The 15,235-nt window shown below is 37.4% G+C and carries 11 protein-coding genes; 9 read left to right on the top strand and 2 right to left on the bottom strand.

Going from position 1 to position 15,235, the window contains the following annotated elements; all coding sequences use genetic code 11:
• Positions 1–6 precede the first annotated feature (6 nt).
• From DBK98_RS16145 to DBK98_RS16110, 8 genes are all read left to right on the top strand, one after another.
• On the top strand, positions 7–1,080 hold the full coding sequence (locus tag DBK98_RS16145) for a hypothetical protein (protein WP_005806282.1): 1,074 nt from the start codon (positions 7–9) through the stop codon (positions 1,078–1,080).
• A gap of 51 nt (positions 1,081–1,131) precedes the next feature.
• The gene (locus tag DBK98_RS16140; protein ID WP_005777882.1) at positions 1,132–2,115 is read left to right on the top strand and encodes a VWA domain-containing protein; all 984 of its coding nucleotides are present in this window, start codon (positions 1,132–1,134) and stop codon (positions 2,113–2,115) included.
• A 13-nt stretch (positions 2,116–2,128) separates the two neighbouring features.
• Positions 2,129–3,154: a VWA domain-containing protein gene (locus DBK98_RS16135; protein WP_005777880.1), complete on the top strand. Its 1,026-nt coding sequence runs from the start codon at positions 2,129–2,131 to the stop codon at positions 3,152–3,154.
• Positions 3,155–3,162: 8 nt separating this feature from the next.
• The gene (locus DBK98_RS16130) at positions 3,163–3,873 is read left to right on the top strand and encodes a tetratricopeptide repeat protein (RefSeq protein WP_005806280.1); all 711 of its coding nucleotides are present in this window, start codon (positions 3,163–3,165) and stop codon (positions 3,871–3,873) included.
• A 35-nt stretch (positions 3,874–3,908) separates the two neighbouring features.
• Positions 3,909–5,732, top strand: a complete 1,824-nt coding sequence (locus tag DBK98_RS16125) for a BatD family protein (RefSeq protein WP_005806278.1) — start codon at positions 3,909–3,911, stop codon at positions 5,730–5,732.
• Positions 5,733–5,750: 18 nt separating this feature from the next.
• Positions 5,751–6,587: a tetratricopeptide repeat protein gene (locus DBK98_RS16120; protein ID WP_005806276.1), complete on the top strand. Its 837-nt coding sequence runs from the start codon at positions 5,751–5,753 to the stop codon at positions 6,585–6,587.
• A 210-nt stretch (positions 6,588–6,797) separates the two neighbouring features.
• Positions 6,798–7,082: a hypothetical protein gene (locus DBK98_RS16115; protein ID WP_005777873.1), complete on the top strand. Its 285-nt coding sequence runs from the start codon at positions 6,798–6,800 to the stop codon at positions 7,080–7,082.
• Positions 7,083–7,162: 80 nt separating this feature from the next.
• The gene (locus DBK98_RS16110) at positions 7,163–8,284 is read left to right on the top strand and encodes a universal stress protein (RefSeq protein WP_005806274.1); all 1,122 of its coding nucleotides are present in this window, start codon (positions 7,163–7,165) and stop codon (positions 8,282–8,284) included.
• 199 nt (positions 8,285–8,483) lie between these two features.
• Here DBK98_RS16110 and DBK98_RS16105 read toward each other — a convergent pair whose 3' ends face one another.
• Together DBK98_RS16105 and gyrA are read right to left on the bottom strand one after the other, a co-directional pair.
• Positions 8,484–9,698 carry a tetratricopeptide repeat protein gene (locus DBK98_RS16105; protein ID WP_005777869.1) on the bottom strand — a complete coding sequence of 405 codons (1,215 nt, stop codon included), beginning with the start codon at positions 9,696–9,698 and terminating at the stop codon, positions 8,484–8,486.
• Between the two features lie 32 nt (positions 9,699–9,730).
• Positions 9,731–12,268: a DNA gyrase subunit A gene (gene gyrA / locus DBK98_RS16100; RefSeq protein ID WP_033572613.1), complete on the bottom strand. Its 2,538-nt coding sequence runs from the start codon at positions 12,266–12,268 to the stop codon at positions 9,731–9,733.
• A 345-nt stretch (positions 12,269–12,613) separates the two neighbouring features.
• On the opposite strand from gyrA, the gene DBK98_RS16095 reads away from it, so the two are divergent.
• Entirely contained in the window at positions 12,614–15,148 is a 2,535-nt protein-coding gene (locus DBK98_RS16095; RefSeq protein WP_032537077.1) for an ATP-dependent Clp protease ATP-binding subunit, read from the top strand.
• The last annotated feature ends 87 nt before the right edge of the window (positions 15,149–15,235 follow it).

Genomic DNA, 15,235 nt, shown 5'->3' with positions numbered 1-15,235 from the left:
GGAAAGATGAATAAAAATATATTTCTGATAGTATTGTTATTTCTGGTTTCTGGCAGAATTGCTGCACAGTCTGTGACTGTCGATGCTAAAATAGACTCTTTGCAAATTCTAATAGGAGAACAGGCAAAAGTGCAGTTACAAGTAGCGATGGATGTGAAGCAGAAAGCTGTTTTTCCGGTATTTACAGATACGCTGGTACGTGGGGTGGAAATTGTGGAAACTGCTAAACCTGATACACAATATTTAAATGATCGCCAGAGAATGTTAATTACCCAGGAGTATACGGTAACTTCTTTTGATTCAGCTTTATATTATATTCCTCCTATGGGTGTGAAGATTGATAATAAAGAGTATAAATCGAAAGCATTGGCATTGAAAGTGTACTCAATGCCTGTGGATACTTTGCATCCTGATCAGTTTTTTGGTCAGAAGACCGTTATGAAGGCTCCTTTTGCATGGGAAGATTGGTATGGCTTGATTGGTTGCTCTTTTTTGGCATTACCACTGTTAGGATTGCTCATTTATTTGATTGTTCGCATCCGTGATAATAAGCCTATTATTCGTAAAATAAAGGTTGAGCCTAAGTTGCCTCCACATCAACTGGCAATGAAAGAGATAGAGCGTATTAAGACAGAGAAGATATGGCAAAAGGGACAGCCGAAGGAGTATTATACGGAATTGACAGATGCCCTTCGCACATATATTAAGAATCGATTTGGTTTTAATGCATTGGAAATGACTTCATCTGAAATTATAGATAAATTGCTTGAATTTAATGATAAAGAAGCTATATCAGATTTAAAATATTTATTCCAGACAGCCGATTTGGTTAAATTCGCTAAGCATGATCCGCAAATGAACGAAAATGATGCGAATTTAATTAATGCAATTGATTTTATTAATGAAACCAAACAACCGGAAGAAGAGAACCTGAAGCCACAGCCTACTGAAATCACCATTATAGAGAAAAGGTCTTTGCGTACAAAGATATTACTGATATGTGGTATTGTATTTTTGTCGGCTACTCTTATTGGAACCTTTGTATATATAGGGTTACAACTCTATAATCTGTTTGCGTAATAGGTTTTTACTTTTATCATATAAAATAAGAAATAGTAAATTGTAAATAGAATGGTTTTTGCCAATATTGAATATTTGTTTTTGCTGCTGTTGCTTATACCATATATTGTGTGGTATATAATGAAGCGGAAGAAGACGGAGCCGACTCTTCAGATTTCTGATGCACGTGTATATGCACATGCACCGAAAAGTTATAGGAACTATTTGCTGCATGTACCTTTTGGTTTGCGCATCATTGCTCTAATATTGATCATCTTGGTTTTGGCACGCCCTCAAACAACCAATAGCTGGCAAAACAGCGAAATCGAAGGTATTGATATTATGTTAGCTATCGATGTATCTACCAGTATGTTGGCAGAGGACTTGAAGCCTAATAGATTGGAGGCTGCTAAAGATGTAGCTGCGGAATTTATTAATGGCCGTCCGAATGATAATATAGGTATTACGCTTTTTGCCGGTGAAAGTTTTACTCAGTGTCCTTTAACGGTAGATCATGCTGTATTACTGAATCTATTTCAAGGTATTAAGTGCGATATTATTGAGGATGGGACAGCAGTGGGAATGGGAATTGCTAATGCAGTAACTAGGCTGAAAGATAGTAAAGCAAAATCAAAAGTGATTATTTTGCTGACAGATGGTACAAATAATAAAGGGGATATTTCTCCATTGACAGCTGCTGAAATAGCAAAAAGTTTTGGTATACGTGTTTATACTATTGGTGTGGGAACAAATGGTATGGCTCCTTATCCGGTACCGGTTGGGGGAACAGTACAGTATATTAATACGCCGGTTGAAATTGATGAAAAAACCCTTACTCAAATAGCAGGTATTACGGATGGAAACTATTTTCGTGCTACCAGCAATTCGAAACTGAAAGAGGTTTATGAAGAGATTGATAAATTGGAGAAAACGAAATTGAACGTGAAAGAGTATAGTAAGCGTCAGGAAGAATATCGTTGGTTTGCGCTGGCTGCTTTCTTATGTGTACTGCTTGAACTACTGTTACATAACTCAATATTGAAGAAGATACCATAAAATAGATAGAAAGATGTTTCGATTTGAAGAACCTGCATATTTATATTTGTTGTTGTTGCTACCATTGTTGGTAGCCTTCTATCTTTTTTCTAACTATAGAAGGAGGAAAGCTATTCGTAAATTCGGGGATCCGGTATTGATGGCACAACTGATGCCTGATGTATCTAAATATCGTCCCGATGTAAAGTTCTGGTTGGTATTTACCGCCATAGGTCTGTTTGCGGTATTGTTAGCCCGTCCACAATTCGGCTCTAAACTTGAAACTGTAAAGCGTAAAGGAGTAGAGGTTATGATTGCATTGGACATTTCTAACTCTATGCTTGCACAAGATGTTCAGCCAAGTCGTTTGGAAAAAGCTAAGAGGCTTATATCTAAATTAGTGGATGGTATGGAGAATGACAAAGTGGGTATGATTGTATTTGCGGGAGATGCTTTTACTCAGTTGCCAATAACGAGTGATTATATTTCCGCTAAGATGTTTCTGGAATCTATTAATCCTTCGTTAATATCTAAACAAGGTACAGCTATTGGTGCAGCGATCAGTCTGGCAGCTCGCAGCTTTACTCCACAAGAAGGAGTAGGACGTGCTATTGTAGTGATTACCGATGGTGAGAACCATGAAGGTGGGGCTGTTGAAGCTGCTAAAGAAGCTGCCAAAAAAGGTATTCAAGTGAACGTTTTGGGAGTTGGTTTGCCCGATGGTGCTCCTATTCCAATTGAAGGTAGTAACGATTTTCGCCGTGATCGTGAAGGCAATGTAATTGTGACCCGTTTGAATGAGGCTATGTGTCAGGAAATTGCAAAGGTCGGGAATGGGATTTATGTTCGTGTAGATAACTCAAATTCTGCGCAAAAGGCTATTAATCAAGAAATTAATAAGATGGCTAAATCAGATGTTGAGTCTAAGGTTTATACAGAATATAATGAACAATTCCAAGTAATTGCTTGGATGATATTGCTTTTATTATTGGTAGAGATGTTGATTTTAGATCGTAAAAATCCATTATTTAAAAACATTCGGTTGTTTTCTAATAAGTAATAATGTGTATGTCAAGAAGTAAATATATATTATTCGCTCTGTTGCTATCCCTCTCTCTGGGTACATTTGCACAAAAAGCTGAGCGTGATTATATCCGTAAAGGCAATCGTCTTTTTAAGGACAGTGTTTTTGTGGATGCTGAGGTTAATTACCGAAAAGCATTAGAGGTGAATCCCAAATCAATTGTTTCTATGTATAATTTGGGTAATACGTTGTCGCAACAGCAAAAGTTTAAAGATGCGATGGAGCAATATGTAGCTGCAACTCAAATAGAAAAAGATAAGGCCAAGTTGGGACAGATTTATCATAATATGGGAGTATTATTCCAGTCTGGTAAAGATTATCAGAAAGCGGTTGAAGCATATAAGATGTCTTTGAGAAATAATCCGAAAGATGATGAAACCCGTTATAACTTGGCATTGGCTCAAAAGTTGTTGAAAGATCAACAGCAAAATCAACAGAACCAAGACCAAAATCAGGATCAGAATAAAGATGATCAGCAAAAGCAACAAGATAATAAAGATCAGAATAAGCAAAATGATCAAAATAAGGATAAACAGCAACAGCAACCTCCTAAATCTGAGAAAAACGACAATGAAATGTCTAAGGAAAATGCAGAGCAGTTGCTTAATTCTGTAATGCAAGATGAAAAAGGTGTTCAAGATAAAGTGAAGAAGCAGCAGACTCTTCAGGGAAGACGTTTAGAGAAGGATTGGTAATAATAAAATAATTGATGATAAAAACTTCAGAGGAAATGAGAAAATTGATTTTCTTATTGATTACACTGGTAGCGGTGACTACACAGGCGTGGGCTGATGGGAAGGTAGTATTTACTGCATCTGCACCTGATGCTGTAGTAGTGGGTGACCAGTTTAGGTTATCGTATACAGTAAATACGATAAAAGTAAGGGATTTTCGTGTGCCTTCTATAAAAGGGTTTGATGTATTAATGGGACCTAATCGTTCGCAACGTATGCAATCGATTAATGGGGTTACCAATAATAGTATTACTTTTACTTATATTCTGATGGCTACGGCTGAAGGAGAATATTCTATTCCGGGTGCTACGATTACGGCAGATGGAAATCAGATGGTTTCTAATTCGGTAAAAATAAAGGTTCTTCCTCCCGATAAAGCTGGAGGAAGTACTGGCGGTAGTAGCGCTTCGTCATCAAGTAGCCCAACTGGGACATCCTCTTCCGTTTCCAATCAGGATTTGCTTATTACTGCTACAGCCAATAAGACTAATGTATATGAACAGGAGGCTTTCCTTTTAACTTTTAAAATTTATACTCGTGAGTCCCAACTTCGATTTGAGAATGTGAAACTACCTGATTTTAAGGGATTCCATTCTCAAGAAATAGAAATGCCGGCTAATGCAAAATGGTCACAGGAACATTATAAGGGAAGGAATTATTTTACGACTGTATATCGTCAATTTGTATTGTTTCCTCAACAATCCGGAAAGCTGACGATTGAACCTGCACGTTTTGATGCTACTATCGCAAAAGCTGTACAATCTGATGATCCATTTGATGCTTTTTTTAATGGCGGTAGCAATTATGTAAATGTGAGTAAGGTAATCGTGACACCCAAGATTACAATTAATGTAACTCCGTTGCCTGCTGGTAAACCCACTAACTTTTCAGGAGGAGTAGGGGAGTTTAGCGTCACTTCTTCTATTAATTCTAAAGAAGTGAAGACGAATGATGCTATAACGGTAAAGTTGGTAATTTCAGGAACTGGTAATTTGAAATTAATAGCCAACCCGGAAATAAAATTCCCGGAGGATTTTGATGTATATGAACCGAAGATGGACAGTAAAGTTCGTTTGACTCAAGAAGGACTTTCAGGGAGTAAGGTTATTGAATATCTTGCCATTCCGAGACATGCTGGAGTTTATAAGATTCCGGGAGTTTCTTTCAGTTATTTTGATATAAAGTCAAAGTCTTATAAAACACTGAGTACTGAAGATTATGAAGTCAAAGTGGAAAAAGGGGCAGGAAATGCAGATCAGGTTATTGCAAACTTTACTAATAAAGAGGATCTGAAAATATTAGGTGAAGACATTCGCTATATAAAATTGAATGATGTTAAGCTTCAGCCAAAAGATAGTCTTTTATTCGGTTCTTTAATTTATTGGCTATTCTACATTATTCCTGCTGTTATATTTATCATATTCTTCATAGTTTACCGTAAGCAAGCTGCAGAAAATGCAAATGTAGCTAAGATGCGTACAAAGAAAGCTAATAAAGTAGCTGCAAGGCGAATGAAGTTGGCTGGAAAATTGCTTGCAGAGAATAAGAAAGAAGCATTTTATGATGAAGTACTCAAAGCTTTGTGGGGGTATATTAGTGATAAACTTAATATTCCGGTTTCTCGTTTGTCAAAAGATAATGTGGAAGATAAACTTAGAAATCATGGAGTCAGTGACGAGTTGATAAAAGATTTCTTGGCTGCTCTGAATGAGTGTGAGTTTGCACGTTTTGCGCCGGGAGATGAAAGCCAAGCTATGGATAAGGTTTATTCATCATCGTTGGAAGTGGTTAGTAAGATGGAGAATTCAATAAAACGCTAAATTAGAGAAGATAAAGTCATGAAAAAAATATTGTTTTTTACTTTGGGCTTGTTAGTGGCAGTGACTTCTTTCGGGCAGGATTCATTAGTAACAGATTCTACTCAGAGGATGGAAGGAGATTCTGTCAATATTCGTAATACAGAGTTTTCCAGTTCTAAATTAGAGGATGCTACGAAATCTGAAGGCGACAGTGCTTATATAAGAAATGATTTTGCATCTGCAATTCAAATTTATGAATCACTATTACGTAAAGGAGATGCAGCTGATGTATATTATAATCTTGGAAATAGCTATTATAAAGTCAATGAGATAGCAAAGGCTATCTTAAATTATGAAAGAGCATTATTACTTCAACCTGGTAACGGAGATATTCGTGCTAATTTAGAGATAGCTCGTGGTAAGACTGTTGACAAGGTGGAAGCTGTGCCCGAGGTGTTCTTTGTGACGTGGACCAAAGCATTGATTAATAGTATGAGCGTAGATGCATGGGCTGTATGGGGTGTTGTGAGCTTCCTGTTGCTAATCGTATCTCTCTATTTCTTTATATTCTCAAAACAAGTGGTGTTGAAGAAAGTGGGATTTATTACAGGCATAGTCTTTCTAATAGTTGTTGTAATGGCCAATGTTTTTGCTTCTAAGCAAAAAGAAGAATTATTGCATCGGGATAGTGCAATCATAATGAATCCAAGTGTTACGGTTAGGAGTACACCCAGTGAGAATGGTACTAGTTTGTTTATTCTTCATGAAGGGCATAAAGTTGATATTAAAGATAGCTCTATGAAAGACTGGAAAGAAATTCGTCTTGAAGATGGAAAGGTAGGATGGGTACCGGTTAGTTCGATTGAAATTATTTGAGAATAGAATCTATAAATATTTTATCAAAGTCCCTCTTTAATAGTATTGGATCTATTGAAGAAGGACTTTATTGTATTATAAGAAGTTACTATTGATTTAGATTGTTTTAGCGAAAAAAGAAGCACTTTTTTTTTGTTTTATCTTTTTTTTTCCTTAAGTTTATAGCGTGATAATATAGTCACGTAGTATTAACCATTAAATTTATGAGACATGAGAACAATAACATTTAATGAACTTCGTAAAATTAAAGATTCATTGCCTAGCGGTAGCATGCATAGAATAGCCGACGAACTAAATTTAAACGTCGACACGGTGAGAAACTTTTTTGGTGGTCATAACTTTAAGGAGGGGAAAAGTGTCGGAATACATCTTGAGCCTGGTCCGGATGGTGGATTGGTTATGATTGATGATACCACTGTGCTTGATCGGGCATTAAGGATATTGGATGAATTGAATATGAGAAAAGAAGAAGCTACCGAAGCTATGCAGGCTTAAATAAAAGATAAAGTCAGAATCCCAATTGGCAAAAACAATTGGGATTTCTTATTTGTTAAATTCAATAAAACAAACGAATTATGGAAGACAAATTAGTAACTTTAGCTATTCTGACTTATACAAAAGCTCAGATATTGAAGAATGTTCTTGAAAATGAGGGTATAGAGACGTATATTCACAATGTTAACCAAATACAACCGGTTGTGTCATCTGGTGTGCGTTTGCGTATTAAAGAAAGCGACTTGCCTCGTGCTTTAAAAATCACAGAAAGTTCAGCTTGGCTTGCTGAAAGTATAGTGGGAGAGAAGGCGCCTAAAGTAGAACACCGTACTAAAAAGGTACTTATTCCAGTCGATTTCTCTAATTATTCGATGAAGGCTTGTGAATTTGGCTTTAATTTCGCGAAATCTTATGATGCGGAGGTAATACTATTACATGTTTACTTTACACCAATTTATGCTTCATCACTGCCATATGGTGATGTATTTAATTATCAGATTAGCGATGAAGAGACCGTAAAGAATGTGTTGCATAAAGTTCATGATGATTTGAATGCTTTATCAGAGAAAATAAAACAAAAGGTAGCGTCAGGCGAATTCCCTGATGTGAAATATAGCTGTGTGTTACGAGAAGGCATTCCTGAGGAAGAAATATTACGGTATAATAAAGAACATCGTCCTAGAATCATTATAATGGGTACACGTGGTAAAAATCAAAAAGATATTGATCTTATTGGTAGTGTAACCGCTGAAGTGATAGAACGTAGTCATACTACAGTATTAGCTATCCCTGAGAATACTCCATTTAATAGTTTTAATGAAGTGAAACGGATAGCTTTTATGACAAACTTTGATCAGCGTGATTTGATTGCTTTTGATTCATTTATCAATGGACTTGATCCATTTCATTTTTCTGTTTCTCTTATTCACTTATCAGATGTAAAAGATACATGGAATGAGATAAAACTGGCAGGCATTAAAGACTATTTCCAGAAGCAATACCCGGATCTTGAAATTCATTATGATGTGGTAATGAGTAATGATTTTCTGAATAGTTTAGAAAATTACATTAAAACAAATCAGATTGATATTATTACATTAACTTCTTATAAGCGGAATATATTTTCTCGTTTATTTAATCCAGGCATAGCTCGTAAGATGATATTTCATTCTGATACACCGCTCTTAGTTATTAATGGATGATCAAGCTCTCAAAATGCACGATTTAAAATAATGGAATAATCTACATTATGTTTAATAGAAAAAGGCAACTTACTATACTTAAGTAAGTTGCCTTTTTGATATTTTTCTGGAAAAATAAAGAGGTATCACTTTAGCTTGTGATACCTCTTTTTAAAGACAAGTTTTGTAATTTATATCTCTGATTAATCCATCAGTGAGATTAATTCATCAGTTTCTCTATAGCTTCAAATTCCGGTCCCATATTTAAGTTATAATAAACTCTATAAAGACCTTGCAGCCACAAATCTTTCTGATCAGGTTTTAGTTCTCTTGCTTTTTCGTAATACGGTTTAGCTTCCTCGTAGAACTTTTTGATGTTGGCTTGTGCTGTAGCATAATTCGGATCATTAATATCTGTTGGTGCTTTATCAGCATAGTCTTGTGCCTGTAGCAGATAGACTAATCCCAAGTTTGAGCATGCTTCTGCATATGTAGGGTCTACATCAAGAGTCTTCTTATAGAATTCAATTGCTTTCTCATAATCTTTCATATTATGATACAAATACGCTTTTACATACAAATATAATTTGTTGTTAGGATCTTTAGCTAACATGTCATTAGCAAATTGCATTGCTTTGTCATTCTGGTTAGAGCTACTATAATAATCAACCAGATTAGCAAAGAAATATTGATTTTCTGGGAATTTAACAATACCTTCCTGCAACTTCTCTACCCATTTGGCAGTATCGCCTTTAGCTTTATAAGCGTCTGTTAACAACTGCATTGCGAATTGGCCATTTTCTTTATCTTTCAAGGCATATTGAGCATATTTCATGACAGCATCCTTATCGCCTACTCTATCGGCAGCCAAAGTTGCATAATATGCTACTTGCGGTAAGATAGTGTCTTTTTCCAGTAGATTTTCTTTTTCTAACATAGGCAGTGTAGCTGCATCTACGTAAGCAGCAAAGAATTTTAATGCTTCTTCGTTTTGGTTTAGGTTAAAATACTGAATACCACCATTAATTAAATTGGGGCGTTCTGCCAGAATCGTTTTTGAGTTGGCACTTCTATATTTGTTTTTAATCTTACCCTTTTCATTGGGAATCTGTGCCAATTCGTCACATTTAACAAAATAATTATACATGTTCAGTACACTGTTGTATACCTTCAATGTATCATAGGGTTTTCTCAGATAAGCATTTTCCATCTCCTTTTCATTGATTCTTTTTTGGATATAACCAGCTACATCCCAAGTAGCTGCATTATCCTTTGTTTCAGGATTGGTTAGTGCTTCATTAATCAGCTGTTCAGCTTTTGCGAAGTCTGGTTTTACTTCACCGGCAATACTTTTCGCTTCTTTCACATTCTTTTCTTGAGCGAAAGCAAAACTTACAGCCATCAGTAAGACCATTGAAAATAATACTCTTTTCATGATTGTTGTTTGATTAATTATTAATATTATGTCTATTCTTCTGTTTCATTTACCAACGTGTCAGTTTCTGGATTACTTGGAATATTTCCCTCTCCCTCTTCTGCAGGAATTTCATCTTCCAAACTCTCTGACGTTACTTTACATACCGAGCCAATCTGGTCATTACGTTTCTCAAGATTTATCAGACGAACTCCTTGAGTTGCACGTCCCATAATACGAACATCAGCTACTTTCAGACGAATCGTGATACCTGACTTATTGATAATCATCAAGTCATTGTCATCTGTTACAGACTTAATTGTAACCAATTTGCCTGTTTTTTCGGTGATATTCATTGTTTTTACACCTTTACCACCGCGATTCGTTTTGCGATAGTCTTCAATATCGGAACGTTTACCATATCCTTGTTCTGAAACAACCATTACAGATTCTGTTTCAAGATCCTTGATGCAAATCATACCTATCACTTCGTCCTGTCCGTCATCATCCAATGTGATTCCTCGAACTCCAGTTGCTGTACGTCCCATAACGCGTACTGCTGCTTCATGGAAGCGTATTGCACGTCCATTACGATTAGCGATAATGATTTCATTGTTTCCGTTTGTCATACGTACTTCAATTACACGGTCGTCTTCACGAATAGTTATGGCATTTACACCATTCTGACGTGGACGCGAATATTGTTCTAATGATGTTTTCTTTATAACACCATTCTTGGTACAGAACAGTACGTAATGACTATTAATATATTTCTGATCATTCAAGCTCTTTACACGCAGGTATGCATTAACAGCATCGTCTGAATCTATGTTCAGTAAATTCTGTATTGCACGTCCTTTTGAGTTTTTGGTACCTTCGGGAATTTCGTATACTTTCAACCAATAGCACTTACCTTTTTGAGTGAAGAACATCATAGTGTTGTGCATTGTTGCCGGATAAATATGCTCAATAAAGTCTTCGTCACGGGTTTCAGTGCCTTTGGAGCCTACTCCGCCACGGTTCTGGGCACGGAACTCAGTTAATGGTGTACGTTTGATATATCCCATATGCGAAATGGTGATGATCATTTGGTCGTCTGCATAGAAGTCTTCCGGATTAAATTCTTCTGAAGAATATACGATTTCGGAACGTCGTTCGTCACCGTATTTAGCTCTTACTTCCAATAGTTCATCTTTAATCACCTTACGGCATACTTCATCATCAGCCAAGATACTTTCCAAATAAGCTATTTGCTTCATAACCTCGTCGTATTCAGCATGAAGCTGATCCTGCATCAAGCCGGTTAATTGGCGCAGACGCATTTCAACAATAGCACGTGCTTGAATTTCGCTCAGTTTGAAACGTTCCATCAGCCCGGAGATTGCGTCGTTAGGTGTTTTTGCTGCACGAATAATACGGATTACTTCATCAATATTATCCGAAGCAATAATTAACCCCTCTAATATGTGTGCACGTTCTTTAGCTTTACGTAGATCAAACTGGGTACGGCGAATGACCACATCGTGTCTATGCTCTACAAAATATACGATTAAGTCACGTAAATTCAGCATCTTAGGACGTCCGTTGACTAATGCTACGTTGTTTACACCAAACGAAGTCTGCAATGCTGTCATTTTATAAAGTTTGTTCAGCACTACACTTGCGTTAGCATCACGCTTGATATCGATAACAATACGCATACCTTCACGGTCGGACTCGTCATTAGCATTGGAGATGCCTTCTATTCTCTTTTCATTAACAAGGTCAGCAATTGCTTTGATCAATTCTGCCTTATTAACGTTGTACGGAATCTCTGTAACAACGATCTTGTCATGTGTTTGTCCAGACTCTATTTCGGCTTTTGCACGCATGACAACACGCCCACGTCCTGTAAGGTAGGCTTCACGTACACCACTTATACCATATATATATCCTCCTGTCGGAAAATCGGGTGCCTTTACGTATTCCATCAATTCCTCTACAGTAACATCTTTATTGTCAAGATAAGCTTCACAGGCATCGATGACTTCAGACAGATTATGAGGTGGCATGTTCGTGGCCATACCTACAGCGATACCCGAAGCCCCGTTGACCAGTAAGTTAGGAATACGTGTTGGCATCACTTTGGGTTCCATCAGTGTGTTGTCAAAATTAGGCTCAAAGTCTACAGTTTCTTTGTAGAGGTCCTGCATCATTTCTTCACCTAATTTATTCAAGCGTGCTTCAGTATAACGCATGGCAGCAGGACTGTCACCGTCTACAGAACCGAAGTTTCCTTGTCCGTCTACCAACGGATAACGCATTGCCCATTCTTGAGCCATACGTACCATAGCAAAATATACGGAAAAATCTCCATGCGGGTGATATTTACCAAGTACTTCACCTACGATTCTAGCTGATTTTTTATAAGGTTTATCTGACGTATTTCCCAGTTCCATCATTCCGTAAAGAATTCTACGGTGAACGGGCTTAAATCCATCTCTAACATCAGGAAGGGCACGTGAAACGATGACCGACATGGAGTAGTCAATGTACGATGACTTCATTTCCTCCTCAATGTTAATCTTTATAATTCTGTCTTGTTCAAGCATTTAAAAAGATTATTAATTATACATTTGTGGCTTATGAAAAACCACGCTAAAGTACTACTTTTCCTTGATATACGAAAGTTTTAACGAAGAAAGTTTTTAGGCTTTTTAAAAGGGTCCGAAGTTAGTTCTTATAATATGATGATGCTTGTATACCGGCTGTATCAATTTCTTTTCTTTAGTAGTTTTTGTGTGTTTTATTGCTCTATTATATTATAATGTATAGAAATGAAAGAAATAATGGCACGACATTTGTTATATAACAAATAAAGCAAATGATGCATAAGCAAACGATATGAAATGCGTATATTTGCAAGTAAATAATCTCTTAGAAGAAGGAAGAAAAGTATGAATAATCAATTCTCACAAAAAGTTTCCGATATTATCGTATATAGCAAGGAAGAGGCCAACCGCCTGAGAAGCAGCTATATAGGCCCTGAGCACTTATTGCTCGGCATGCTTCGCGATGGTGAGGGAAAAGCAATTGAGATATTGTCTAAGCTCAAAACAAACCTGACCGACATAAAGAAGCAGATTGAGGCCATACTGAAAGAACATGCAGATGACATGCTGCTGCCTGATGCTGACGTTCCATTGTCAAATGGGGCTGCAAAGATATTAAAATTATGTATTTTAGAAGCACGTGTGATGAAAAGTCAAGTTGCAGATACAGAACATGTTTTGCTGGCTATTCTTAAAGATAAGGATAATTTGGCAGCTACAGTTCTTGAAGCCAACCATGTAGACTATCAGCAGGTGTTTGAACAATTGTCGTTACAACCTGATATCAGTGCAGGTATGGGATTCACAGAGGATGATGACGATGAAGATGAGATGAATCAGTCTCGGTCCGCTCATGGAGCGGGTGAACATCAGCAACAAGCACAGACAGCTTCCAGAAAGCCGACAAATGATACTCCTGTGCTTGACAACTTCGGTACGGATATGACTAAAGCGGCCGAAGAAGGTCGATTAGATCCTGTTGTAGGACGTGAACGTGAAATAGAACGTTTAGCACAGATACTTAGTCGTCGTAAAAAGAATAATCCTATCCTGATTGGTGAGCCGGGTGTTGGTAAATCGGCTATTGTGGAAGGATTGGCGCTTCGTATTATTCAGAAAAAAGTGTCCCGCATTCTGTTTGATAAACGTGTGGTAGCGCTTGACATGACTGCTGTTGTGGCCGGAACTAAATACCGTGGGCAGTTTGAAGAGCGAATACGTTCTATTTTGAATGAATTGCAGAAGAATCCGAATGTGATTTTGTTTATAGATGAAATCCATACTATTGTCGGAGCCGGATCAGCTGCCGGATCGATGGATGCTGCCAATATGTTGAAACCAGCTTTGGCACGTGGTGAGATACAATGCATCGGAGCTACTACTCTTGATGAGTACCGGAAAAATATAGAAAAGGATGGTGCTTTAGAGCGCCGTTTTCAAAAAGTGATGGTAGAACCTACTACGGCTGAGGAGACTTTGCAGATTCTTCGTAATATTAAAGATAAATACGAAGATCACCACAATGTAAATTATACAGATGCTGCACTGGAAGCTTGTGTCAAGTTGACAGATCGTTATATAACTGATCGTAATTTCCCTGATAAGGCTATTGATGCATTGGATGAAGCCGGTTCACGTGTACATCTTACAAATGTCAGTGTTCCGAAAGAGATTGAAGATCAGGAGAAACTGATTGAGGAGGCTAAGAACAAGAAAAATGATGCAGTGAAATCGCAGAACTTTGAGTTGGCTGCCAGTTTCCGGGATAAAGAGAAAGAACTTACCACTCAATTGGATGTGATGAAAAAAGAGTGGGAAGAGCGTTTGAAAGATAATCGCGAAACGGTTGATGCAGAAGAAATTGCTAATGTTGTATCTATGATGTCGGGCATACCTGTACAGAGGATGGCGCAGGCTGAAGGTATAAAATTGGCCGGTATGAAAGAAAACTTACAGTCGAAAGTGATTGCTCAAGATGCTGCTATCGAGAAGTTGGTAAGAGCTATTTTGCGTAGCCGCGTCGGACTGAAAGATCCCAATAAACCTATCGGTACTTTCATGTTTCTGGGACCGACAGGTGTCGGTAAAACCCACTTAGCTAAAGAATTGGCTAAATATATGTTTGGCTCTTCGGATGCGTTGATTCGCATTGATATGAGTGAATATATGGAGAAATTCACAGTTTCGCGTTTAGTTGGTGCTCCTCCGGGATATGTAGGATACGAGGAAGGCGGTCAGCTGACTGAGAAAGTACGTCGTAAGCCCTATTCCATTGTTTTGCTTGATGAGATAGAAAAGGCACATCCTGATGTGTTTAATCTCCTGCTTCAGGTAATGGATGAAGGACGTTTGACTGACAGTTATGGCAGAATGGTTGATTTTAAGAATACGGTAATCATCATGACATCAAACGTTGGTACTCGTCAACTAAAGGAGTTTGGCCGTGGAGTCGGATTTGCTACACAAAGTCGCTTAGACGATAAAGAATTCTCGCGAAGTGTAATTCAGAAGGCTTTGAATAAATCATTCGCACCTGAATTCTTAAACCGAGTGGATGAAATTATCACCTTCGATCAGTTATCATTGGAAGCTATTACGAAGATTATCGATATCGAGTTGAAAGGCTTATATGATAGAATAGATTCGATTGGTTATAAGCTGGTTATTGAGGATAAGGCTAAGCAATTCATTGCTTCTAAGGGCTACGATGTACAATATGGAGCCCGTCCGTTGAAGCGCGCAATTCAGGCTTATCTGGAAGATGGTTTATCTGAACTGATCATTTCGGCTGCTTTGAAAGAAGGAGATACAATAACTGTTTCTTTGAACGAAGAAAAAGGAGAGTTGGAAATGAATCATGAAGCCAAAACGACTGAATAGCTAAGTTATTTCCTTTGAGTATACGTCAAAATGTCAGACCTTCGGGTCTGGCATTTTTTTTGTCTGTATCTCTACAAAAAATAATTC

This window comes from Bacteroides sp. PHL 2737, from assembly GCF_004115325.2.
GTDB lineage: Bacteria > Bacteroidota > Bacteroidia > Bacteroidales > Bacteroidaceae > Bacteroides > Bacteroides hominis.
The sequence above is the reverse complement of the archived record's forward strand: the minus strand, read 5'-3'. Positions and strand labels throughout refer to the sequence as shown.

Coding starts and splice junctions, on each gene's coding strand:
- DBK98_RS16145 (WP_005806282.1), top strand. CDS start 7: ATGAATAAAAATATATTTCTGATAGTATTGTTATTTCTGGTTTCTGGC.
- DBK98_RS16140 (WP_005777882.1), top strand. CDS start 1,132: ATGGTTTTTGCCAATATTGAATATTTGTTTTTGCTGCTGTTGCTTATA.
- DBK98_RS16135 (WP_005777880.1), top strand. CDS start 2,129: ATGTTTCGATTTGAAGAACCTGCATATTTATATTTGTTGTTGTTGCTA.
- DBK98_RS16130 (WP_005806280.1), top strand. CDS start 3,163: ATGTCAAGAAGTAAATATATATTATTCGCTCTGTTGCTATCCCTCTCT.
- DBK98_RS16125 (WP_005806278.1), top strand. CDS start 3,909: ATGAGAAAATTGATTTTCTTATTGATTACACTGGTAGCGGTGACTACA.
- DBK98_RS16120 (WP_005806276.1), top strand. CDS start 5,751: ATGAAAAAAATATTGTTTTTTACTTTGGGCTTGTTAGTGGCAGTGACT.
- DBK98_RS16115 (WP_005777873.1), top strand. CDS start 6,798: ATGAGAACAATAACATTTAATGAACTTCGTAAAATTAAAGATTCATTG.
- DBK98_RS16110 (WP_005806274.1), top strand. CDS start 7,163: ATGGAAGACAAATTAGTAACTTTAGCTATTCTGACTTATACAAAAGCT.
- DBK98_RS16105 (WP_005777869.1), bottom strand. CDS start 9,698: ATGAAAAGAGTATTATTTTCAATGGTCTTACTGATGGCTGTAAGTTTT.
- gyrA (WP_033572613.1), bottom strand. CDS start 12,268: ATGCTTGAACAAGACAGAATTATAAAGATTAACATTGAGGAGGAAATG.
- DBK98_RS16095 (WP_032537077.1), top strand. CDS start 12,614: ATGAATAATCAATTCTCACAAAAAGTTTCCGATATTATCGTATATAGC.